The 23384-nt window shown below is 63.6% G+C and carries 19 protein-coding genes; 11 read left to right on the top strand and 8 right to left on the bottom strand.

Translation table 11 applies throughout. From position 1 onward, the window contains the following. Nucleotide 1: 1 nt before the first annotated feature. Entirely contained in the window at nucleotides 2–319 is a 318-nt protein-coding gene (locus AC1DT7_RS11365; protein ID WP_478036063.1) for a hypothetical protein, read from the top strand. Nucleotides 320–1423: 1104 nt separating this feature from the next. Here AC1DT7_RS11365 and AC1DT7_RS11360 read toward each other — a convergent pair. Both AC1DT7_RS11360 and AC1DT7_RS11355 read right to left on the bottom strand, forming a co-directional pair. Further along, nucleotides 1424–2986: a malonate--CoA ligase gene (locus AC1DT7_RS11360; RefSeq protein WP_478036062.1), complete on the bottom strand. Its 1563-nt coding sequence runs from the start codon at nucleotides 2984–2986 to the stop codon at nucleotides 1424–1426. Further along, a complete protein-coding gene (locus tag AC1DT7_RS11355) occupies nucleotides 2983–4464 on the bottom strand; it encodes a malonyl-CoA decarboxylase domain-containing protein (protein WP_478036061.1) in 1482 nt (493 codons plus the stop codon). The genes AC1DT7_RS11360 and AC1DT7_RS11355 overlap by 4 nt, the downstream gene beginning before the upstream one ends. A gap of 95 nt (nucleotides 4465–4559) precedes the next feature. Here AC1DT7_RS11355 and madL point away from each other — a divergent pair, with 95 nt between their 5' ends. From madL to AC1DT7_RS11325, 6 genes are all read left to right on the top strand, one after another. After that, entirely contained in the window at nucleotides 4560–4994 is a 435-nt protein-coding gene (gene madL, locus AC1DT7_RS11350) for a malonate transporter subunit MadL (protein WP_478036060.1), read from the top strand. 8 nt (nucleotides 4995–5002) lie between these two features. Further along, entirely contained in the window at nucleotides 5003–5767 is a 765-nt protein-coding gene (madM, locus tag AC1DT7_RS11345; protein WP_478036059.1) for a malonate transporter subunit MadM, read from the top strand. Between the two features lies 1 nt (nucleotide 5768). Then, nucleotides 5769–6455 (top strand): GntR family transcriptional regulator, encoded by a 687-nt coding sequence (locus AC1DT7_RS11340; RefSeq protein ID WP_478036058.1) that lies wholly within the window; start codon nucleotides 5769–5771, stop codon nucleotides 6453–6455. Between the two features lie 736 nt (nucleotides 6456–7191). Continuing rightward, nucleotides 7192–9501 carry a TonB-dependent receptor gene (locus AC1DT7_RS11335; protein ID WP_478036057.1) on the top strand — a complete coding sequence of 770 codons (2310 nt, stop codon included), beginning with the start codon at nucleotides 7192–7194 and terminating at the stop codon, nucleotides 9499–9501. A gap of 48 nt (nucleotides 9502–9549) precedes the next feature. Then, on the top strand, nucleotides 9550–10824 hold the full coding sequence (locus AC1DT7_RS11330; protein ID WP_478036056.1) for a serine hydrolase domain-containing protein: 1275 nt from the start codon (nucleotides 9550–9552) through the stop codon (nucleotides 10822–10824). Between the two features lie 76 nt (nucleotides 10825–10900). Further along, nucleotides 10901–11215 carry a hypothetical protein gene (locus AC1DT7_RS11325; protein ID WP_478036055.1) on the top strand — a complete coding sequence of 105 codons (315 nt, stop codon included), beginning with the start codon at nucleotides 10901–10903 and terminating at the stop codon, nucleotides 11213–11215. A gap of 170 nt (nucleotides 11216–11385) precedes the next feature. Here AC1DT7_RS11325 and AC1DT7_RS11320 read toward each other — a convergent pair whose 3' ends face one another. After that, complete coding sequence (locus AC1DT7_RS11320; protein WP_478036054.1) at nucleotides 11386–12036, bottom strand: hypothetical protein; 651 nt, start codon at nucleotides 12034–12036, stop codon at nucleotides 11386–11388. Next, nucleotides 12036–12293 carry a hypothetical protein gene (locus AC1DT7_RS11315; protein ID WP_478036053.1) on the bottom strand — a complete coding sequence of 86 codons (258 nt, stop codon included), beginning with the start codon at nucleotides 12291–12293 and terminating at the stop codon, nucleotides 12036–12038. The genes AC1DT7_RS11320 and AC1DT7_RS11315 overlap by 1 nt, the downstream gene beginning before the upstream one ends. 390 nt (nucleotides 12294–12683) lie before the next feature. Here AC1DT7_RS11315 and AC1DT7_RS11310 point away from each other — a divergent pair, with 390 nt between their 5' ends. The 3 genes from AC1DT7_RS11310 to AC1DT7_RS11300 all read left to right on the top strand — a co-directional run bounded on the left by AC1DT7_RS11310 (nucleotide 12684) and on the right by AC1DT7_RS11300 (nucleotide 16172). Then, nucleotides 12684–12827, top strand: a complete 144-nt coding sequence (locus AC1DT7_RS11310) for a hypothetical protein (RefSeq protein WP_478036052.1) — start codon at nucleotides 12684–12686, stop codon at nucleotides 12825–12827. 349 nt (nucleotides 12828–13176) lie between these two features. Next, nucleotides 13177–15600 carry a TonB-dependent receptor gene (locus tag AC1DT7_RS11305; protein WP_478036051.1) on the top strand — a complete coding sequence of 808 codons (2424 nt, stop codon included), beginning with the start codon at nucleotides 13177–13179 and terminating at the stop codon, nucleotides 15598–15600. Nucleotides 15601–15740: 140 nt separating this feature from the next. After that, nucleotides 15741–16172 carry a hypothetical protein gene (locus AC1DT7_RS11300; protein WP_478036050.1) on the top strand — a complete coding sequence of 144 codons (432 nt, stop codon included), beginning with the start codon at nucleotides 15741–15743 and terminating at the stop codon, nucleotides 16170–16172. Nucleotides 16173–16195: 23 nt separating this feature from the next. Here the strand turns inward: AC1DT7_RS11300 and AC1DT7_RS11295 are convergent, their stop codons facing one another. Beyond that, nucleotides 16196–17116 carry a LysR family transcriptional regulator gene (locus AC1DT7_RS11295; protein ID WP_478036049.1) on the bottom strand — a complete coding sequence of 307 codons (921 nt, stop codon included), beginning with the start codon at nucleotides 17114–17116 and terminating at the stop codon, nucleotides 16196–16198. 85 nt (nucleotides 17117–17201) lie between these two features. Between AC1DT7_RS11295 and AC1DT7_RS11290 the strand changes: the two genes are divergently transcribed. Then, the gene (locus tag AC1DT7_RS11290; protein WP_478036048.1) at nucleotides 17202–18701 is read left to right on the top strand and encodes a CoA-acylating methylmalonate-semialdehyde dehydrogenase; all 1500 of its coding nucleotides are present in this window, start codon (nucleotides 17202–17204) and stop codon (nucleotides 18699–18701) included. Between the two features lie 55 nt (nucleotides 18702–18756). Here the strand turns inward: AC1DT7_RS11290 and AC1DT7_RS11285 are convergent, their stop codons facing one another. The 3 genes from AC1DT7_RS11285 to AC1DT7_RS11275 are packed head-to-tail and all read right to left on the bottom strand — an operon-like array spanning nucleotide 18757 to nucleotide 23304. Next, the gene (locus tag AC1DT7_RS11285) at nucleotides 18757–20229 is read right to left on the bottom strand and encodes an NAD-dependent succinate-semialdehyde dehydrogenase (RefSeq protein WP_478036047.1); all 1473 of its coding nucleotides are present in this window, start codon (nucleotides 20227–20229) and stop codon (nucleotides 18757–18759) included. Then, entirely contained in the window at nucleotides 20226–21551 is a 1326-nt protein-coding gene (gene gabT, locus AC1DT7_RS11280) for a 4-aminobutyrate--2-oxoglutarate transaminase (protein WP_478036046.1), read from the bottom strand. The genes AC1DT7_RS11285 and gabT overlap by 4 nt, the downstream gene beginning before the upstream one ends. Nucleotides 21552–21591: 40 nt before the next feature. Further along, nucleotides 21592–23304 carry an amidohydrolase gene (locus AC1DT7_RS11275; protein WP_478036045.1) on the bottom strand — a complete coding sequence of 571 codons (1713 nt, stop codon included), beginning with the start codon at nucleotides 23302–23304 and terminating at the stop codon, nucleotides 21592–21594. Nucleotides 23305–23384: the final 80 nt, after the last annotated feature.

The raw sequence follows: 23384 nt of genomic DNA, 5'->3' as shown, positions 1-23384 counted from the left end.
CATGAAAGGCATGTCCGAATTCCCTGTGGACTTGCCCGGCCCGTCCGGACAGGAGCACGCCCTGCGCTGGACTGCGATCACCATCGCGGTGGCGACGCTGTCGCTGGCGCTGACCAACGCGAATTCGATTACCAGCTGGGGCGCCGAGCAGACACCGGGTCCGCGCGTGGCGCAGTTGCTCGACCGGGCGGACCGCTGGCGCGAAACCACCGACCGCGCAGGGCTGGGCACCGCGCGCGCGGCGATGCACCGGCTGTGGAAGAAGATGGAGGAGGCTGAATGGCCGGGCGATCATGCCAGGAGCCAGGGGGCGGGATAGTCATTGTCGAGCGCGTCACGCGCAACACGCCATGCAGGATGCCCTGTTGTAGGCCGCGAGGCAGGCGGCATAGATGCGGGGGTTAAGGGTTGGGCGGTGGTTACTCCCATGACTTTTCTCCGTGGGTTTGGGTTTCAGTTGCGATCTGAGACCCTGCCTATGCGGCGAGCATCGGGGGACAAGCGGAGAAAGCGACTTTGCGGGGAACCGGCTGCGCGAGCGAAGCGAGGAAGCTGGGCGAAAGGCGCTTCGTAGCGCGCTGGGGCGAGAATTGAAGGGCGGCCGAACGGTCGCCCTTTTTCGAAGCAGCTTTTGGGGGCGTGACGCGACGTTTGCTGCAATCCACTCCGGTGCCTGTTTTCCTCGCCCGCTAAAATGGAGGCTTGATTTACTCACCCGGGACGAGCGCAATCAGGCTACGGTTCAGGGAGAGCGTTCTAGGGCGGTACGGCGTTCGTCGGCGTGCGTCCGCAGTAAATAAACTCAATATAATCATGTGCTTGTGGTGCGGACGGCGGGACTCGAAAACGCTCTAGCGGGCTTGGAGGGGAATTAGGGGGCAAAGTGCGACGGATTACCGATAATACATGTCTCCTAGTTACCCTAGAGGCCCCTAATTTGGCCACGCTTTTGGCCACGGCGTCACGGCGTATTGTGCATGGGGCGCCACACCTTCGGTCGCCGGCGCGTCAGGGATTCTCAGGCCGGCGCGGCCTTGAGGCGGGCGATGAGATATGCCGCCGAGTCATCATCGGTGCGGTTTTCATACGCGCAAGCTGTCAGCATCCTCGAGCGTCTGCAATCCACCATCTCGGCCAAGGAACAAACCTCCGAGACATCTGCCTTTCTGGCGAAAACTGCCATTCCCGACCCGTCTGCCAACTACCGAAGCGGCCTTCACCGGATGGCTACTTGCTATGTCACTGTCTGGCGCGATTTATCGACTCGGCCTCGGATCCGGACATCGATGTGTATAAGGTCGCTTCGGGCACTTTGCTGACGCTGCGTTCCTGTCCGGCAAAGAAGATCCGCCACGTCTGCTACCCCCCATCGGCGCAGGGTGCGAGCTGGGCTCAATCGTCCCATTACCCTCGAAGGGGCCGTCTACCCTTTCTGAAAAGATTTGCTCGTGGTTCGTACTGCCCCGTGGACCAGGGGCTCGAACGTGCCGCAGAAGCACTCCCGAAGGTCCTTCTTCTGAACCTTGCCCATTGCGTTCTTCGGCAACTCGTCAACGAACAAGATGCGCCGCGGCTGCTTGAATCGGGCGAGCCTGTCCGAAAGATCCTGTAGGATGACCGTCTCGTCCATTGCACTCGGATCACTGGGTACTACCACTGCGATAACGCCCTCGCCCAAGTCAGGATGGGGAACCCCGACAACGGCCGCCTCGCGCACTGGACCAAGCTCCTCGAGGGCGGTCTCCACTTCAGCCGGATAGACATTGAACCCGCCGGAGATGATCAGGTCCTTTGCTCGTCCGACAATGAAAACATATCGATTCTCGTCTATGTAGCCAAGGTCGCCCGAGACGAAATAGCCTTCGTGAAACTCTGCCATCGTCTTGTCCGGCAGTTTCCAGTATCCCAGGAACACATTCGGCCCGGCAATTTCGATGTTGCCGACGTCGCCTTGCGGGAGTTCTGCGCCGGACTGTGGATCGGTGATCCGGATTCTGATCCCAGGCAGCGCGGACCCGACCGAACCAGGCACACGCGTCCCGTCATACGGGTTAGACGTATTCATGTTGGTCTCGGTCATCCCGTAGCGCTCCAGGATCGCATGGCCCGTGCGGTTCGCGAACTCCCGATGAACTTCCGCAGACAGCGGAGCGGAGCCCGAGACGAACAACCGGACGTTTGTGACGAGTTCCTGATCAAGGCGCTCGTCGGCCAGGAGCCTGATGTAGAAGGTGGGAACGCCCATCATGACCGTTGCCGTCGACAGCGCGTCAATCACGGCGTCCGGCTCGAAACGAGGGAGAAGGATCATCGACGCGCCGGCCGCGATCGTCACATTCGTGGCGACGAAGAGGCCGTGCGTGTGGAAGACGGGGAGCGCGTGGAGCAGGACGTCCTCTCGCGAGAAGCGCCACGCTTCTCGCAAAGTCATTGCGTTCGAGACTAAATTCTCGTGGGTGAGCATGGCGCCTTTCGACTTTCCGGTCGTGCCGGAGGTGTACAGGATCGCTGCAAGGTCGTTTGCGCCGCGCTCGACCGTTTCGAATCTGTCTTCTGCGACGGACGCAAGATCAGCGAGGCTACCGTCCCCGGTCGCGCCGAGCGTCTGGACATCGGAGACTCCGATCCTGCGCGCCAAAGGTGCGAGGGCCTCGATTTTGCTGGGATCGCAGACAAGGAGCGCAGGCTCGGCATCGCTCAGAAAGTGCTCGAGTTCGGAGGCGGTGTACGCAGGATTGAGCGGCAGGAAGACCGCACCGCACCGTATCGTGCCAAGGTAGAGCATCAGAAAATCGATGCTCTTCTCGGCCTGAACCGCGACCCTGGCGCCGGGCGTCACGCCGCGGGTACGCAAGGCGTTGGCGAAGCGTGCTGACCGTTTCTCGACGTCTGCATAGCTGACCGTTCTGCCGTCATGGAGGCGGGCGAAGATCGCGGCCGGCTCGGTGCTGCCCTTGATTGAGAGTGCGGCGTAGAGGTTGCTCAAGCTCGGGGTTCCCTTGATACTGGTGCGAAGCGGTCGACGAGACGGCGGAACGGCGCACCCAGAGCGAGCGTGTTGCGGTGCGCATACTCTTCATGATTTTCCTCGAGCCGATCGAGATCGTAGAGATAGTTCACCATCAGGCCGCCACTCTTGCGGATGCCGTTGACTGTGATGTCCGCGCGCCAATTCAGGCGCTCCAGACGGGCGCCATTGCCCAGATGGAACCGTGCGACAGGATCAGCGGGTTCACCCCTGCTCGTCTTTGCATCGACCATGTAGGCGGTCGCGGCAGCCTCCATGTCCCGGCGCAATTCATCGCCTGTCTCGTCACTGATGATCTGTTCCGCGGCCGCAGCGATCCGCCCCTCAAGGGAGGGCGCCGCTCCAGCGATGTGGTCGCGAAACCCGGGCATCGGTGAGAGTGTCGCAAAGGTTGTCAATTCGGGATGGTCCCGCTTCAGGTCGTTCGCGACCTGCTTGATCAGGAAGTGTCCGAACGAGATGCCACGCAGACCGGACTGGCAATTACTGATGGAGTAGAAGATCGCGGTTGTCGCATTTCTCGGATCGACGATGTCGCGATCTGCGGACAGAATGTCCTGAACAGAGGTTGAAACCTCCTGCGTCAGCGCGACCTCCACGAAGATCAGCGGCTCGTCCGCGAGCGCGGGATGAAAGAAGGCGTAGCAACGCCGATCCGGCGGATCCAGTCGCCGCCTTAGTTCGTCCCAGTCGCCGATGTCATGAACGGCCTCGTAGAGTATGAGGCGCTCGAGCACCGCCGCTGGCGTTGACCAGTCCAGGCGCCGCATCGCGAGGAAGCCGCGATTGAACCAGCTCTGGAGGAGGTGCGAAAGGTCAGCATCAACGCGAGACAGACGTGACTTGTCTGTCGCTGCGGCGCGCAGCAAATCCTGGCGCATCCTCACCAGGCTGCTCGTGCCGTCAGGAGCAAGGTTCAGGCGGCGAAACAGCTCCTGACGCGGCGCTTCGACTGCTTCGGCCAGCCCGGGAAGGCAATGAGCGCCCTCGGCTCTGTATCTCTCCCAAGCCCGCAAGATTACCGACGGCTCGGGGTCGTAATGCTCCGCCAGATGAACGAAGAAGTCGGCGCGTTCGGAGATGCTCGCGAGACGGTACGCTGACAGGAGATCGGCTGCGAGTGCTACCCCTGATGCTTCGCCGCGACTGGAACACAGTGCCCCGGCCAGCCGCTTGAGACGCTCGAGGGTTCCGTCTGCGTCGCCCGACAACGCCTGGGATACGATACCGTAGCGGCGAGCAAGCTCCCTGCCTCTTCTGGAGAAGCCCTGCAGCAGGCGGGCGAGCGTGGGCATGCCCTCGACGGGGCCGCGCGCACGAGGCTGGGGTTTCGCCGACACGCGAGGATCGCCGATGGTGGGCGACCCGCTTGAGCGGCCCATGTCGCGTTTCGCCGCGCCCCTCAGCAAGCTCAATTCCGTAGCGGGTTTTCTCACCACTGCATCCCTCTCGCTCCTGATTCTCCGTTATTGTATTCTGGGTTGCCGTTTTTTCAAGGCTGTGCATACTTGGTAAAGAAAGAGAGGATCTGATGGCGATTTACGGGACCGGGCTTCTTGCCGCCTGCACGATGTTCGGTGTCTTGCTCGGCGACCTCTTGGGCAAGGCGATCGGCGTCAAGGCGAACGTGGGCGGGGTCGGCATCGCGATGCTCCTCCTCCTCCTGGCCCGGATCATGCTGGCACGTCGTGGCGCGCTCTCTCCCGGCCTCAGGCTGGGCGTCGAGTTCTGGGGCGCGCTGTATATCCCGATCGTCGTGGCCATGGCGGCGCAGCAGAATGTGGTCGCCGCGCTGGAAGGTGGTCCAGTGGTGATCCTTGCTGGCGCGCTGACGGTTCTCCTGTGCTTCGCCATGGTAGGTATCGTCGGCAGGTTCGGAGGGCCGGCGGAGTCGATGGACGAGCTCGAGGCGAGAAGCGCCGTCGTTCGAGAGGCGCCGCCGGTCGCCACCGGCCGTCCGAATTGAGCGCGGAGATGGCTTTCCTCGACAAGGCGTTTGCCGCCAATGGCCTTGTGGCGGCGTTCGCTCTCGTGGCTGTCACCATGCTCTTCGCCGAGTTCATCTCCCGGAGACTCACAAGGGGAAGGGTCCACGCTTCCGCCATAGCCATCGTACTCGGGCTGGCTGCCGCGCTTGCCGTTGGTCTGCGGACGGGGGGAGCAAAAGGGGTCGCGGATTTGCCGGCACTGGCCGGCATCGGACTGCTGGGTGGTGCGATGCTGCGGGATTTCGCCATCGTGGCGACCGCTTTCGAGGTGGATGTGAGCCAAGCCCGTCGGGCGGGGTTGATCGGGTTTGTGTCGCTGCTGATCGGGACCGTGCTGCCGTTCGTGGTGGGCGTGGCGGTCGCGTGGTCGCTCGGCTACACGGGTGCCGTGACACTGACCACGATAGGAGCGGGGGCGATCACGTACATCGTCGGGCCGGTCACTGGCGCCGCCCTGGGCGCCACCTCGGACGTGATCGCGCTGTCCATTGCGACCGGCGTTTTCAAGGCAGTGCTCGTGATGGTCGGGACCCCCTTCGTCGCCCGGCTGATCGGCCTGGACAACCCTCGCAGCGCGATGGTCTTCGGGGGGCTGATGGGCACGGTCAGCGGAGTTTCCGCGGGTCTCGCTGCCACTGATCGGCGCCTTGTTCCTTATGGCGCGCTCACGGCCACTTTTCATACCGGTCTGGGCTGCCTGCTCGGACCGTCGTTGTTCTACTTTGCCGTGCTGGCGGTAACGGGAGGCTGAATTGTCGATCGAAGGCGAGGACATAGAGGTCCAGGATGGTGACCGGCTGCTACTTTCCGACCGGATTCGGAATGCGCTTACCGACGAGATCGCGCTGGGCACACTCCCGGCCGGGGCCCAGCTCGACGAGCAGCAACTGGCCGATCGCTTCGGTGCCTCGCGCACACCGGTCAGGGAGGCGCTGAGGCAGCTGGCGGTCACCGGCCAGGTGGAAATGCGTCCGCGACGGGGTGCCGTCGTGACGAGGATGACGCCCGAACTGATCATGGACTTGTTCGAGGCGATGGCGGAGATCGAGGCGCTCTGCGTACGCCTTGCGACCCACCGCATGACGCCGCTCGAACGCAGCTACCTTCAACGGCTGCACGACAGCTCGGAGGCGATGGTCTCTGCTGGCGACGTGGATTCGTACGATGCGTTCAATCGCGAGTTTCACAAGAGGATCTACACCGCGACCCACAATTCGTTTCTCGCGGAACAGGCACTGGCAACTCGGATGAGGCTAAGCTCCTTCCGCCGGACTCAGCTGCGCCAGGACAAGCGCATCGGCCAGTCGAGGGAAGAGCATGCCGGTATCATGAAAGCGATCGCCGAAGGCGATGGCGACAAGGCTGCACGTCGGATGCGCGCACACATGTTGAACGCCGCGAGCGCCCTCGAACGATACATCGCGGGGCACGACGCCTAATCTCTGACCGAGGCCCGGGCGGAGCAGGTCCGCGTCAGCCGACTTCTGAAGCCTTTTGGCGCCGTGCACGCGCGCACGCTCCGCCTAGGCACCACACCTTCGACCGAGACGATGATGAATAGGAGGCAGCGAACTCGCGGCTTGCGGATGCAGGCGCCGTTGCGCCGCGACCGCCTTTCCGTCCCGTCCTTCCCTAATGGCGAGAGTCGCCCCGTCGCATTCGCGCACAGGCCTCCAGCCTCGGTAAGACCGCGATGTCCTTAAGGGTTCATCGGTGCTGGTAAGATGTACGCTGCCACCGCTTACGGTGGTGACTTGTATGCCGGGTTCGTTGACAATCCCGCGCTATGGATACGAAATGGCGCATTTCTGCCGTTTTTGCGTACCCGCCGCCGTGCCACGGTTATTGCGCGACCCGGACCATTGTGACAGTTTCGTTCCAACAACCGCTTAGACGTGAAGCACACGTCGACACCCTTGTCAGTCGAGCGATCGGCGACTGGGCCTGGGAGAGAGGCGGACCTGTCGCCCCGTGCCATCAGGGCGCGGTCAAAGGACCGGGTGGCGCAAGATGTCGCGGCCTGGGGCGCAAGGGCTGGCGTGCGTCGTGCCCGCCCGTCTCGAATTGTTCGACGAAGCTCCGAGGCGTCAAGCCTCGGCACCTTGATGTTTATCTTACACGAGAGGGGGACCAATGCGCTATCCAGGGAAGATCAGGTTCGTATCATGCGTCGCGATGGCCTGCCATCTCGCATCCGGTGCGGCGGCCGCCGCGCCGCGGGACGCCTCGGTCAAGTCCACCGACACCTCCGAGGGGGCGGACAGCAAGGAGGCACCGACGGACGACATCGTCGTCACCGCCACCCGCAAGGAGGAGCGGCTGAGCAAGGTCCCGATCAGCGTGTCGGCATTCTCGCAGGCGACACTGGACCAGCGCAGCGTCAAGGCAATTGACGATGTGGTGAGGCTGACGCCTGGGCTGAGCCTGACACGTACTGCATACGGCAATGGATCCGGCAACACGATCGCCATCCGCGGCATTGCTTCCGGCGTAGGGGCTTCGACGACCGGCATCTATGTTGACGATACACCCATTCAGGTGCGTCAGTTGGGCTTCACGGCAGCGAACGCCTATCCGCAGATCTTCGACCTGGACCGTGTCGAAGTGCTGCGCGGACCTCAAGGAACGCTGTTCGGCGCCGGCGCTCAGGGCGGTACGGTACGCTTCATCACGCCGGCCCCGAGCCTCTCGAGCACGCGGATCTACGGTCGAAGTGAGATTGCCTTCACTCAGGATGGTTCGCCCAGCTACGAGGCCGGGGCCGCGATCGGCACCCCCATCATCAAGGACATGCTCGGTATCCGGGTGAGCGGCTTCTATCGGCGCGACGGCGGATGGGTCGACTGGAAGCCATATTTCTCGACCGGCGGCTCCGAGAAGAACGCCAATCATCAGGAAGCCATGGTCGGACGTGCGGCGCTGACGTTCGCTCCCACCGACGCAATCAAAATTACTCCGGCCATCTTCCTGCAGCGCACCAAGGTCAACGACACGGTCGCTTACTGGGAGTCGACAAGCAATCCCGCCGAGGGCCGTTTCGTCAACTCGAACCGGAACCAGCAGCCGAGCGACGACAAGATGTATCTGCCGTCGCTGAACGTGGAGTTCGGGCTTGGCCCCGTCACCCTCTCCTCGGTTACGTCATTCTTTCACCGCGACTATACGACCACCTTCGACTACACCGAATACCGTTCGGGCGTGTACACCGGTAACGGCCTGCCGCCTTTCCCCGAATTCAACTCCATCAGCTACTTTGGCAACAGCCAGCGCAACTTCAATCAGGAGGTGAAGCTGCAGGCCGATGTGGGACCGCTGAAGCTTCTGATGGGTGGCTTCTACAGCAACAACCGCCAGCGTGCGGTGCAGAGCGTCTACGACCCCACTTTCGCGCGCCTGATCCAGCAGGTCTATGGCGTCACGATCGAGCGACGCTTCGGCACCGGCCTGTTGCCGGGAGACATTTCGGGCATCACGGACATCGCGGGTCGCGACACCCAACTGGCGGGGTTTGGCCAGGTCGATCTGACGATCGCGGAGCGCCTCACATTGACCGCAGGGGTACGCCTGTCGCACCTTAAATACGACTATACCTCGGTTCAGCGCGGGCCTATTTACGGGGGGACCGTCTCGACGGCGGGTTCAGCGGAATCGAACCCCGTGACGCCAAAGTTCGCGGTGAACTACGAGACGGGGGGCGGATCGATCTTCTATGCCTCTGCATCCAAGGGTTTCCGCATCGGCGGAGCGCAGGCGCCGATCAAGGCGGTCTCCTGCGCCGCGGATCTGGGGCTGCTCGGCCGAACCACGTCGCCGGAAACCTTCTCGCCTGATTCGACATGGGATTACGAGGTCGGCGCCAAGGGCCACGCGCTCGGAAACACGCTTCAGTTCGACGTCAACGTCTACCAGATCAAGTGGACCAACATTCAGACGTCGTTCTATCTTCCCCGCTGCGGCTTGAGTTACGTCGACAACGCCGGCAGCGCGACCGCCGAAGGCATCGACCTGAGCGTCCAGGCCCGGCCGGCGCCGAATTTCACGGTTGGACTCAATCTCGGCCTGGTCAATGCCCGCTTCGAGGACACCCTGCGGGTCAACACCATCAACCTCGTGACAAAGGGTGACAAGCTGCCAGTCTCGCCGCTCACGGCGAGCATCAACGCGCGCTATGATCTTCCGGAGGGCAATCTTCCGCTGTACATCCGTGGTGACTATAATTTCCGGTCGGCGATCCGGAACATCAGCAACAAAAACCCGCTGAACTACAACTATAACGCGCGTACTCGGGCGCCGCAGGAGGAGAACGGTGCCGCCATCCGTGTTGGCGGCAATTTCGGAAACCTCGATGCGTCACTGTTCGTGACCAATCTCTTCAACGAGCATCCGCTGCTCAACGAATACAATCAGACCCGCACCGACCCTCTCCTGATGGCGATCACCAATCGACCAAGGACGATCGGCCTGACCTTGGCGTACAGGCAGTGATCCAGAGCCACCGCAGCCTCTCTCTCGCCGCACTATAAGGAGCAAGACGTGTCGAACCACACCAACGGGATGGTCGCGGGGCAGACCATCGTCTCGAGCGGACATCGTCTCGGTCGCGATCACAAGCACCCGGCCGTTGCGGGGAGGATCGCCGGCCTGGTCGCGATCGGCTCGTTCCTCTGCTCGTGCATGGTGGTGGCGGCCGACGTGAAGCTGCCTTCGGGCAACGTGCTTTTCTGGAAGCCCGAGCAGCGGCCGGCCGGGTTCCGCAATATGGAAAGGATCTTCCCGACGGCGACGGTGAAGGCCGGCGGCAAGGTGTTTCCGCTCGCTCCGGCGGTGGGGCCGGCGTTCGACGTGCGGTTTACCGACCGGGGCCGGACACTGACCACTGATGGCTTCATGAAGGCCAACAACGTCGCGGGCATCCTCATCATCAAGGATGGAAAGATCCTGACCGAGAAATACGGTCTCGGGCTCACCCGCAACGGACGTTGGACCTCGTTCTCGGTGGCCAAGTCGGTGACCTCTACCCTAGTCGGGGCGGCGATCAGGGATGGCTACATGAAGAGTGTGGACGACCCGATCACGCGCTACGTCCCTCGACTCAGTGGAAGCGCCTATGACGGCGCCACGATCCGTGACCTCCTGACGATGAGCTCCGGCGTTCGCTGGAACGAGGACTATGCAGATCCCTCGTCCGATGCCGCCAAGCTCAAGGCGTTCGATCATGATTCAGAGTTCGACGTCGTCGACTATATGTCCCGTCTTCCGCGCGAGACAAAACCAGGGGCGACGTTCCACTACCGGACGGGCGACTCCCATCTGCTCGGAATCGCGGTGGCGAACGCCACGGGACGCCCGCTCTCCACCTACCTGTCGGAGAAGATTTGGAAACCGTTCGGCATGCAGGCCGATGCCTATTGGGTGACAAGCAAAAAGGTTGTGCTTGGCGGCTCCTATCTCAGCATGACGCTCCGGGACTTTGGTCGGTTCGGGGTTTTCACGCTTAACGGAGGCAGGGCTGCGGGACGCGATGTCCTGCCGGCCGGCTGGACAGCAGAGGCGTCCAAGCCGCTCTATCCGACGGGGACGCCAGGGGCGTCCTACGGATACCAGTGGTGGGTCTCCAACGATGGATCTTACCGCGCCGTTGGCATCTTCGGGCAGTCGATCAGGATCGATCCCGCCCGAAAGCTCGTGATGGTGATCCTTTCCGCGTGGCCCGAAGCCGGTGGAGCGGACCGTTACAAGCTGAACGAGGCCTATGTGAACGCGGTGAAGACAGCGGTCGACCGGCGCTACGACCGCCGCCGGAACTGATCTCTGAACTAGCCGCGTCGTTGCGGGCCGGACCGTTACGATCCTTTGCCCGTTTACCAATGGCCAGGTCGAACGGATGAACCGGGGAATCAAGGAAGCGACCGTCAAGCGCTACCATTACGACAACCGCCGCTTCCGGGTCGGCGATGGCCAGAAGCGCGCTCGTGCTATCTGGTCCCGCGCGCAGTCCAGCCTGAAGGGTGCCAGACAGCAGCGTGCCCGAAATCCAGCCAGGCCCCTCCAACAGGAGCGTTTCACCTTCGCCATAGTCCGCAAAGCGGATGGCGCGCACCTTCGCCCAACCATGGTCGAACCCGACGATCACAACCTCTGGGACGACGGTCTCTTCGCCAATGCTTCGACGCCGCGGAAGCCGCGTGAGGATGGGTGAGTTTGGCGACGGGCCCGAGCGGACATTGGTGCCGGCGGGATCGGAATCGGCGAGGTGCGCGGCGATCAGGCATCCTGCACGGCCAGTGCCGGGGGGGACGTCACTGGCCATGCTGGCGCCGCCTGCGAGAATACCGCAGGCAAGCAGCGTAACTGTAGCGAACAGTCGCATCAAGAACTCCTGCGATGCGCGTAAAGGACGGCCACCGCCACGAGGAGGAGCGCGAGCGGAAAGGCGATGGCCGCGCTCAGAAAGGCGCCTTCGATGAAGGCGGGTGCCTTCTGTTCCTCGAAGCGGAAGAGGACACGGAGAAGGACGATCACGCCAGCGCCGAGCGCAACCAGCAGCGGCAGTGTCGCCGCCGCAAACTTCAGCGGAACGCGCTGCGCGTCGTTAGCCGCCTCGAAATGGCGTGGCGGGGTCGACTGAGTGGGGCGGCGGAGCAACGCCCACAGGCCGAAGCCGCCGAGCGCCGAGCCGATCGGAAAGATGAGTATCGTCAGCCCGGACAGCATCAGGATGACGATGCGGCCCCAGGCTCCGCCGCGCAGCAGGCCGATCCCGCCCAAGAGGCTGGGGATAAACAGGAAGATGGCGAGGAAGAGGAAGATCGGGATCGCGAAGGCCAGGACAATATTGCTGAACCGCCCGGGGATCGCCCAAAAACTCGCGATCGTAACAACGCCTGCCACCACGCCAGCCAATCCCAATGCAATGAGCAGGACAGCGAGTGCCTTGACCGCGGTGTCGGCGGAATAGGGGCGCGGAGAGGCGCTGACGGGGGCAATGCCTCTCCGCGCCGAGGGGCGGTCGGACTGCATCAGTGCCAGCTCGGATTGGCGGCTAGGATCAGACCGAGGAAGAGGGCGAACAGCGCAAGCGCTATCGCGAGCAGGAGGAGGATCCCTATCGCCAGCTCGTTGCGACCTTTGGTGCGTAGTGTCCACGCCCCGAAAAGCGCCGTGATCGGCAGGGCGAGGATCGGCAGCCAGAGTGCGATCATCGCTCCCGGCTCGCCGTAGCGCATGCCTTCGACGAAGAAATAAAATCCCCATACCCCGTTGGAGAGCTCGCTCACCGCGAAGCGAACGAGGGTCGTTCGCGACCGCCACGGCGATGCCAGCGTTGATCTTCTCCGCATTGAACCCCGGCGCATCCTTCTGGCGCCTGTCGTTCTGGATGAAATAGGCAGGGCGCAGGATCGTTGCGGGCAGATCATAGGCCTCGATCATGCGCTCGACGGTCATCTTGCTCGCGAAGTGGGGGACGTCGGCATAGCCCTTGCCCTTGAACACCGAGAGATAGACGATGCCTTCAAGCCGACTTGAGGGGCAGCGTTCAGCGCGAGCATCGCCTGGGTCAGCTCGTCGGGCGCATTGGGGGCGAGCAGGAAAAGCGTGCTGACCCCGTCCAGCGCCGCACGGATGCTGTCGATGTCGGCTAGGCCGAGCTTCGCGAACGGAGCTGCATGGACGATAAGGCGATGTGGCAGGGCGGGCAGGAAGCTGTGAGGCGATGGTCGATCGACCTCGCCATGCTGGTGGCGATAGGCCTGCTGATGGGCTTCCTGGGCCCGTTTGCCTCGGAGCGCGCGCCCATCGTGGCACGCTAGTGTACTGGATAATCTGCATGGTCTCGTCGCAGTCTGATCTCACGATAGAGAGCGCTTGAAGGACGCTGTGAGCAAGGCTTTCATTGGCTACGGCAATCCCGGAAATCCGGGATCGATTAGGCGCGCCTCTGCCGGGTCGCTCGAGCGCAGATAAGCGGGTCGGCTCTTTCACCGAAAGCACGTTAGAAAAGTAAGGGACGGTACAGATTACGGTGACCAACCGTCACCGCCGCTTGGCGTTTTCGCACCTTGCTGCATTGCGGTGGTATCCACAGACTGAGCGAACAATCAGAAAATAAATTTCAGGGGAACCAGACGGCTGCGCGCCGCCAGGATCAGGGAGTTTTGCATGCGAAAAGGGTTTAATCGTTATCGTAGGGCCGTTGTCGCTGGCGCATCGCTTGCGGCGATCATGGCCTCGGCCCCGGCGCTAGGCCAGGCCTCCGTCGAACCGGACGCAAAGGAGGATGGGGCGGCCCCCGTCATTGGCGAGGATATCGTGGTCACCGCCACGAAACGGTCGGAAAGCCTCTCCAAGGTGCCGATCTCCATCGCCGCCTACTCCCAGGAAAGTCTCGATTCCCGCGGCATTCGCGACGTACGCGACGTGATCGCGCAAACGCCGGGTCTGGACATCAGCCGCCAGACCGGCGGATCCGGCAACCAGACCAGGTTCATCATCCGCGGCATCGATTCCAATGCCGGTGCGGCGACCTCGGCCGTCTATATCGACGACACGCCGATCCAGGCCCGCAACTCGTCGCTCAACTATAACGGCACCACGGTGCCCTTCATCTTCGACGTCGAACGCGTCGAGGTGTTGCGCGGCCCGCAGGGCACCCTGTTCGGCGCCAGCGCGCAGGGCGGCGCGATCCGCTTCATCACGCCGACGCCCAGCCTTACCAAGTTCAGCGCCTATGGCCGCGCGGCGGTCAACTTCGTCGACGGCGGCGGGACGGGCTATGAGGCCGGCATCGCGGTGGGCGGGCCTCTCATCAAGGACGTGCTCGGCTTCCGGGCAAGCGTCTATCATCGGTTCAATGCCGGCTGGATCGATCGTCAGAGCTGGCTCGACTCGACCGATCGCACGGAGAATGCCAACAGCGACAAGACGTTTGTCGCCCGCGGCTCGCTCCTTTTCCAGCCGACCGACTGGCTGACGATCTCGCCGAGTATCTATTATCAGGAGCTCAAGTTCCGCGATCGCCTCGATCTCTGGACCAAGTGTCCGGCGACGACCGGCTCGCCCGGCAGCGCCGGTAACCTGAACCCGTGCCCGCTCGGCGTGTCGGATCCGTCGAAGGGCAAGTTCCTCAGCTACGCCACCATCGAAGAGCCCAGCACCGACCGGTTCGTCCTGCCGGCGCTCAAGGTTGTGGGCGAGTGGGGCGCGACATCGGTCACGTCCGTGACGTCGCTGTTCCGCCGGCACGTCGTCGATCTGAACGATGCGACGTTCATCAACGCCCGCAACTATTTCGGCAACGCCTATCTCTTCCCGATCACTCCCACCATTCTTCGTACGATCGGAACCCAGAACCCGGACATCCACCAGCGCCTCTTCGCGCAGGAACTCCGCCTCGGCGGAGGTGAGGCAGACTCGCCGCTCCGGTATACCCTCGGCCTCTATTATTCGAAGAGCTCCGTCGAGACGGATCTCCCGATCAACCTCGCCAATTACCCGGACCTGTATTTATATCGTTTCGGGCGAACGCCCGCGCAGGCCGGTGTCCCTCCCATGGTCGGCGACTCGATCTATTACGGGCAGGAAAAAACGAGCGAACAGGAAATCGCGGTGTTCGCCAACGTCGATGTCAAGCTGGCCGACCGGGTCACCGCCACGCTGGCCGGGCGCTATTCGCGCAACAAGCTCGATTTCGACGTGACCGAGCGGGGCGTTTCCTATTCGCCAACGGGCATCTCGGTGAACAAGGGGCAGCAGAAATCCAACCCGTTCCTGCCCAAGGCGAGCCTGTCGTTCCAGGCAACGCCGAACTCGCTATACTATGCCACCTATGCCCAGGGCTTCCGCACGGGCGGCGTGAACAAGACGCTTCCCGACAACTGCCTGGCCGAAGCGGCGCAGATGGGTCTCAACCCCGGCACGTTCACGCCGGATCGTACGCACAGCTACGAAGTGGGCACCAAGAGCAGGTTGCTCAATGGAACCCTCAGCTATGAGGCGAGCGCCTATGTTGTGAAATGGAAGAACATTCAGCAGCAGCTTCGCCTGCAGTGCCTGTTCACGCTAGTCCAGAACACCGCCTCCGCCACCAGCAAGGGGTTCGACCTGAACGTAACGCTGCGTCCCTCGCGGCAACTTACCGTCGGATTCGGTGTCGGTTATGTCGACGCGAAATATGACAAGACGGTCCAGATCGGAACGGCTCCGCAGGTCTTGAAGGACCAGACCCTCGGCGCCACGCCGTGGTCGGTCAACACCAACATCGAATATCATTTCGACGTTGGTCAGGCCGACACCTTCATTCGCGCCCAGTATAATTTGAAGGCCGCGAACAAGGGGCTGTTCCTGTTCCAGAATTCGGCCTCGACGACCTATGATCCGACCCGTGTCTATGCGCAGGATATCCAGAGCCTGGATCTGCGCGCGGGGACGACCATCGGTCCGGTCAACCTGTCGGTCTATGCCGAGAACGTGCTCAACAACTTCGGCTATTTCGTGAACGCGCCGACCTATGTGCGCGGGCCTGTGTGGCGCGGCTCGACGGCACGGCCACGTACCATCGGCTTGCAGCTCATCGCACGGTATTGATGGCCCGGGTGGCGCAACGCGGCGGGTTGACCGCGCCGCGTTGCGCGCGTGGGCCAGATGGCCGCCGCCCCTTGACCGGTCAGACCGGGCAGGGGCGGTGATAGGTTGCCGGACAGACCGCGTTACATGAAGGAATGGCGATGCTGACGACTCTACTCCTGGCCGCTGCGCTTGCCGGTCAACCGGCTACCGTCAAAGGTGTCTGGGAGCTTGACGCCGGCGCCTCGGTCCATAATCGCGTGATCGGCGAAACCGTTTCCATCGGAGGTGACGAGCGGCACGAGAGCTACTCTGCGGTCGTCACTTTCCAGGGCAAGACCAGCGGGGCGAAGTTCGACGCCGAGATCGACGGACCGGAGGTACCGCTCTACGCGCTCGACGGCAAAGTGGTCGGCCGCGCTAGGGTCCGGAGCGTCGAGGGCGGACGAACGATCACCGAGCTGATGCCGACCCAGGGCGTCCAACGCATCATCGATCATCGGGTCTCGATCGACGGGAAGTCGATGCTGTCGCTGCTCCTCGATCGATCGGGCAATGTTCTTTCGATCCTGGTGTTCAGGCGGACGTCCTGAGGCCGCCCAAATAATCTCGACCCCTATTCCCGGGGCCTGACCGTCGCCGCCTCCCGATCGGGTAACTGGCCGAACCGGTTGACGACGAGATCGTCGATGAAGTCGATCACCGCGCGGACCGCGGGCAGGTCGCGCTGGTCGCGATGCACGCCCAGCCAATAGCTGCGCTGTTCCTCGACTCCGTCCAATATGCGCACCAGCCTTGGGTCGTGGTCGGCAATGTAGCTATGCAGCCACCCCGCGCCGACGCCGCTCACGATCGCATTATACTGCGCCGTGCTGGAGGTTGAGCGGAACACGACCCGATGACTCTCCATGCTATCGGCGACGCGCAGCTCCGGCAGGTCGATAAGATCGTCGATATAGCCGACCATCGCATGTTGCCGGAGATCGGCAACGGTCTCAGGGAGGCCCCGGCCGGCGATATAGTCATGGGACGCATAAAGGCCGAGGCGATAGTCGACGAGGCGCCGTACGAAAATCGGGCCGGCGCTCGGAAGGGTCAGGGTCACGGCAAGGTCGGCCTCGCGGTTCGCCAGATGGACGAGCTGGGACTCCGGCACGAGTTCGAGGCGCAGCATGGGGTGCGCGGCGTTCAGCTGCGACACATTCGGCGCGATCACATGCGTGCCGAACGCCTCCGGCGTGGAGAGGCGAACCGTGCCGCGGATCGCCGTGTCGGGATCGTCCAGATCGGCGGTTGCGGCAATGATTTCGGCCTCGACGCGCTCTGCGCGTGCGAGCAGCGCCTTGCCCGCCTGGGTCAGCTGGGCCCCGCGTGGCGTACGTTCGATGACACGGACGCCGAGCCCTTGCTCCAGCGCCCTGACCCGACGCGCCACCGTGGTCTGGTCCAGGCCGAGGTGACGACCGGCTTGGTTGAGTCGCCCGGCGCGCGCCACCGACAGGAACAGTCGTAGGTCGTCCCAGTTCAGTTTATGCACGGATGCAACTCCGCTCTGCGATCATGTGCATTTTTGCGCATTCGCTTCGCGCGTAGCCCATCTGGGCAACTTGATGGGAGTTTTTATGCGCATCCTCGGCAATTTCGTGGACGGGGAGCATTGTCTTCCCGAGTCCGAGCGTACGTCCCCGGTATTCGCTCCGGTCACGGGCGACATTCAGGCGGAGGTCCGTCTGTCGGACGATGCCGATCTCGGTCGCGCGGTCGCGAGCGCGAAGGCGGCCCAGGCCGCCTGGGCCGCTACCAATCCGCAACGCCGCGCCCGCGTGATGTTTCGGTTCAAGGAACTGATCGAGCAGAACATGGACGCTCTCGCCGACATGCTGGCGTCGGAACATGGCAAGGTCATCTCGGATGCCCGGGGTGATATCCAGCGCGGTCTCGATGTGGTCGAATTCGCCTGCGGCATCCCGCATCTGATCAAGGGCGAATATACCGAAGGCGCCGGCCCGGGCATCGATGTCTACTCGCTCCGCCAGCCGCTCGGCGTCGTCGCCGGCATCACCCCGTTCAATTTTCCCGCGATGATTCCCTTGTGGATGCTCGCTCCGGCGATTGCGTGCGGCAACGCCTTCATCCTGAAGCCGTCCGAGCGCGATCCTTCCGTGCCAGTGCGCCTCGCCGAGCTGCTGATCGAGGCGGGCCTGCCGCGCGGAGTCCTCAACGTGGTGCAGGGTGACAAAACCGTGGTCGACGCCATTCTCGACCATTCCGACATCAAGGCCGTCAGCTTCGTCGGATCGTCCGACATCGCGCAGTATGTCTATGCCCGTGGGGCCGCGGCCGGAAAGCGCATGCAGTGCATGGGCGGCGCGAAGAACCACGGCATCGTCATGCCCGACGCGGACATCGACCAGGCCGTCGCCGACATCATGGGCGCCGCCTATGGCTCGGCTGGGGAACGGTGCATGGCGCTTCCCGTGGTGGTGCCAGTCGGAGAGGCGACTGCGGTTGCGTTGCGCGAGGCGCTGCTCCGCGAGATCGCCAAGCTGCGCGTCGGCATATCTGCGGACCCCGACGCGCATTTCGGCCCTGTCGTCACCGCACAGCACAAGCAGCGGATCGCGGACTACATCCAGATGGCGGTGGATGAGGGCGCCGAGCTCGTCGTCGATGGGCGCGATTTCTCGCTGCAGGGCTATGAGCAGGGCTTCTTCATGGGCCCGACGCTGCTCGATCATGTCGCTGACGACCATCGCAGCTATCATGAGGAGATATTCGGCCCGGTGCTGCAGATATTGCGCGCGCGGACACTGGAAGAGGCCACCGCCTATGCCACCCGGCATCAATATGGGAATGGCGTGGCGATCTTTACCCGGAGCGGACACGCCGCGCGCGAGTTCGTGAGCCGCGTCGAAGTTGGCATGGTCGGCGTGAACGTGCCGATCCCGGTGCCGGTCTCCTACCACTCCTTCGGTGGCTGGAAGCGTTCGGGGTTCGGCGACCTCAATCAATATGGCATGGACGGCGTGCGCTTCTACACGCGGGTCAAGACGGTGACGCAGCGCTGGCCGGCGGCGGATGTGGCTGGGGAAAGCAGCTTCGTCATTCCGACCATGGCGTGATGTCCGGCGAGGCGCGCGATCGCGCGCCTCGCCTCGGCAGTCGGTTGAGCTTCTGTCACGCAGCTGCGGACACCTGGGCGCAGATCAGCTTGTACTGGAGATAGTCGTCCATCCCCAGATGTGACCCTTCCCGGCCCATGCCCGATTCCTTGATGCCGCCAAAGGGGGCGACTTCGGTGGAGATCGCGCCGGTGTTGTGGCCGACCATCCCATATTCCAGAGCTTCCGTGACACGCACGCTGCGGTCGATGTCGCGGGTGTAGAAATAGGCGGCCAACCCGGCCCGGGTATCGTTGGCCAGGTGGATGGCCTCCTGCTCGGTCTCGAAACGCACCAGCCCCGCCACCGGCCCGAATGTTTCCTCGCGGCAGATCAGGGCGTCCGACGGCACGTCGACGATCACGGTTGGGGCGAAGAACGTGCCTGGCCGGTCGAGCGGGGCGCCGCCGGTGGTCACCCGGCCGCCGCCAGCGATGGCGTCATCGACATGCGACTGCGCCTTGGCGACCGCGCGGGCGTCGATCAGCGGGCCCTGGTCGGTGGGGCCTTCCAGCCCCGGCCCGACCACGAGCGCGCCGACGCGCCTCGCCAGCCGCTCCGCGAAGCGATCGTAAATGCCTCCCTGGACCAGCAACCGGTTGGCACAGACGCATGTCTGGCCCGTATTGCGGAACTTGGAGGCGATGACGCCCTCGACGGCCGCGTCCACATCGGCATCGTCGAATATGATGAACGGGGCATTCCCACCCAGTTCCAGGGACAGCCGCTTGACCGTCGACATGCACTCGGCCGCCAGTTTCTTGCCCACCGCGGTCGACCCGGTGAAGGTGAACTTCGCCACACGCGGATCGGAGGTGAGCACTGCGCCGATCGGCGCCGCGTCGCCGACCACCACGTTGAACACGCCGGGCGGCAGGCCCGCTTCCTCTCCCAGTTTCGCCAGCGCCAGAGCCGACAGGGGGGTGAGTTCCGAAGGCTTGAGCACCATCGTGCATCCGGCGGCGAGCGCGGGGCCGGCCTTGCGGGTGATCATCGCGAGCGGAAAATTCCACGGTGTGACGGCAGCCACCACGCCGACCGGCTGGCGCAAAACGCTGAGCCGCTTGTCGGGCAGGTGCGGAGTCAGCACCTCGCCGCGTACGCGCCGCGCCTCTTCCGCAAACCATTCGAGGAAGCCGGCGGCATAGGCGACCTCGCCGCGCGCCTCGGCAAGGGGCTTGCCCTGTTCGGCGGTGAGGATGCGGGCGAGATCCTCGGCATGGGCGAGCATGAGGTCGCTCCACAGCCGCAGGATTCGCGCACGTTCCTTGGCAGGACGGGCGGACCATGGCCGGACCGCCGCCGAGGCCGCCGTGACGGCGCTCTCCGCGGCTGCGCCATCGAGATTCGCAACCTCGCCGACCATCGTCCCGTCGGCGGGATTGCGGACCGCCAGGGTCGCGTCGCCCTCCACCCAACGGCCATCGATATATCCGCCCGACCGCAAAAGCTCGGCGCGTGACAGACCCAACATTGTGGGCACGGTCATGCCGGGGCCGCCTCGTTTCCGACGTTCGCCTCGACCGCGGCCCGCGTACCGGGCACGAGCGCTGCCTCGAGCGCATCCAGCCCCTCGTCCAGGAGGGCGTCGCTCGCCGTCAGCGGCACCAGGATGCGAATGGTTTCGCCCTGTGTACCGCAGGACAGCAGGATCAGGCCCGCCTCCAGCGCCCGCGCGCGCAGCGCCTTGGCGCCCTCGCCATCGACCTTGCCTGTGGCCGCGTTCATCACATCGAACCCGATCATCGCACCATGTCCGCGCAGATTGGCGATCGGGACGGTGTCGTTGCGCTGCCCGGCTGCCGAGATCCGCTCCCGTATCCGCGCACCCATCGCGTCGGCGCGGGATAGCAGAGCCTCGTCCTCGATCACGTCGAGCACCGCCAGCGCCGCCGCGCAAGCCACCGGGGATCCGCCATAGGTTCCGCCCAGGCCGCCCGGCTCCACCGAATCCATGATCGCCGCGCGCCCAATCACTCCCGACAGGGGGAAGCCCCCGCCCAGCGACTTGGCGATGCATACCAAGTCGGGCTCGACGCCCGAATGCTCGACCCCGAACATCCGGCCGGTGCGTGCGAAGCCGGTCTGCACCTCGTCGACGATCAGCAGGATACCGTGCGCGTCACACCGTTCCCGTAGAGCCTGCAGCAGCTCCGGTGGCGCCACGTTGAACCCGCCTTCGCCCTGGATCGGTTCGATGATGATAGCGGCGACGCGGGCCGGGTCGACATCGGCGGCAAAGAGCATGTCCAGCGCGGCAAGGCTATCCTGGGTGTCGAGGCCCTTGCTCGCCGAAGGGAACGGGACGTGATGGATCTCGCCCGGGAACGGGCCGAAGCCGCGCTTGTACGGGCTCACCTTGCCCGTCATCGCCGACGCGAGGAGCGTGCGGCCATGGAAGCCGCCGGCAAAGGCGATCACGGCCGAACGGCCTGTTGCGACGCGGGCGATCTTCACCGCATTCTCGGTCGCCTCAGCCCCCGTCGTGAACAATATCGTCTTCGCCTCTCCCGAAAAGGGGGCGAGCCGGTTCAGGCGTTCCGCCAGAGCGACATAGCTTTCATAAGGGGCGACCTGAAACGCGGTATGGGTGAATCGCGCCAGCTGGTCGTGGACGGCGCTCATCACACGGGGATGCCGATGGCCGACGTTCAGCACGGCGATGCCGGCGGCGAAGTCGACAAAGCGGCGTCCCTCGACATCCCAAAGTTCGGCATTTTCGGCCCGGTCGGCGTAGATCGCGGTGGAAGAGCCGACGCCGCGCGGCACGGCCGAGCTGCGGCGCTGCGCGAGGCTGGAGTTGGTGGTCATGTAAAACGCTCCGGTATCTTGGGATTCAGGGTGTGGGAAATCAGGGGGTCGGCAGCGAGCGGTCGTAGCGGACGCTGCCGTCGAGGATGGTCATTTCGACCGGGATTTCGGACAGTTTTGCCTTGGGCGCCGTCAGTGGGTCCGCGCCCAGCACGACGAAGTCGGCGAGCTTGCCGAGTTCAATGCTGCCCCGCGACTTTTCCATGAAGTTGGCCTCGGCCGACCAGATGGTGAACATCTTGATCGCCTCCATCACGGTGACGCCTTGCTCCGGTTGGACGATCTTGCCGTATTTCGTGTCCCGGTTGACCGCCCGCTGGATCGAGAACATCGGATTGGTCGCAAAGGGCTGGGTGCCGACAGTGTCGACGCCGCCTGGTGGCCGCAGGCCGAGGTCGATCAACCGGCGCAGGGCGAAGAACTGGACGCCCGGTTCCTTGATATTGACGTCCGTCAGACGCCAGAGAAACGCGATCTGCGGTGATGGAATGACCTTGTCGGCGACCATGCGTTGCAGGCGGGCTTCGGTGCGGCTCGGATCCTGTACCAGGAAGTGACCGAAATGCTCGATACGATCGCGCGCATCGGGGCGGGGAGCCGCCTTCTGAGCCGCCTCGAACGCGGTAAGGGCCATGTCCTGTGCGCGGTCGCCGTTCGCATGGATTTCGACCTGCCAGCCTGCCTTGTGTGCGGAGACCACCTCCTGGGTGAGCTGCTCCTGCGACCGGCTGGTGCCGCCGGTGTTGTCGGCAATAAATGTGGTGCCGGAGCCGTTCCAGAACGGCTTGTAGACCGCCGCTGTCGTTCCCCACACGCCATCCAGGATGATCTTGACCGCACCTAGGCTCAGCGTGTCGTCGCCGAACCCGGTGTGCAGGCCGGTCGTGAGGAGCGCCGTGAGTTGGCTCGGCTGACGAATGAACGGGTTCATCCGGACGCGTACGGGCAATTCGCCGGCCGCTTTCAGATCCTGGTAAGCCTGATAGGTCTCGGCGCTCGACAGGTCTGAAACCGTCGTCACGCCGCGCTTGAGATAGAAGTCCACAAGGACCTTGCGCGCGGCCTCCTTTTTCTCCGCATAGGAAAATGCGGGGGTGGGGAAATCGACCTTGTAGTCGCGCACGATCATTACTTCGCCGTCGGGCGTGCGTTCAAGTCGGCCGGTCGATCCCTTGGGTGGGTCGGGGAAATTACGATCGAGCTTGAGCGCGACCGCTGCCGCGTGGTTGATCAAGTTGTCGTGCGCGCTCCAGTCCAGTCGCACAGGATTGTCGGGAAATGCAGCGTCCAGTTCGGCGCGTGTCGGCATGACCTGATTGTAGGTACCATTGCCACGTAGCCGGGCACCGGCAGGCAGTGTTTTCTGGGCCTCCTTCAACCGGGCGATGATCGCCTTGCCATCTTTTAGCGGCGGGACCTGAATGTCGATGGTATGAGCCTCGACCTCAGCCATGCCTTCGATATGCGAGTGGCTGTCGATGAAGCCCGGCAATACCGTGCGCCCCTTGAGGTCCAGCACGCGCGTATTGGGACCGATCCAGGAACCGGTGTCGTCGATCGCCACGATACGATTACCCAGGATTGCAACGGAACTCGCGATCCGGTTCGTGGGATCGACCGTGATGACCTTGGCATTCGTCAGCACCATGTCGGCGCTGCCATGGGAGGGGGCCGTTTGCGGACTGGCAGGTGCTACCGCAACTGAGAGTGCCGCGACGGCGCAGGTCGCGCCCAACATTTTTAGAGTTCGCATCTTTGGCTCCTTGCTGCATGCCTGCCGCATCCTGGATTGGTCGCTCCATGGCGCGTCAAACGGAAGGAGGAAAATAGCCG

It is taken from the genome of Sphingomonas sp. P3_C6 (genome assembly GCF_056402595.1).
The sequence above is the reverse complement of the archived record's forward strand: the minus strand, read 5'-3'. Positions and strand labels throughout refer to the sequence as shown.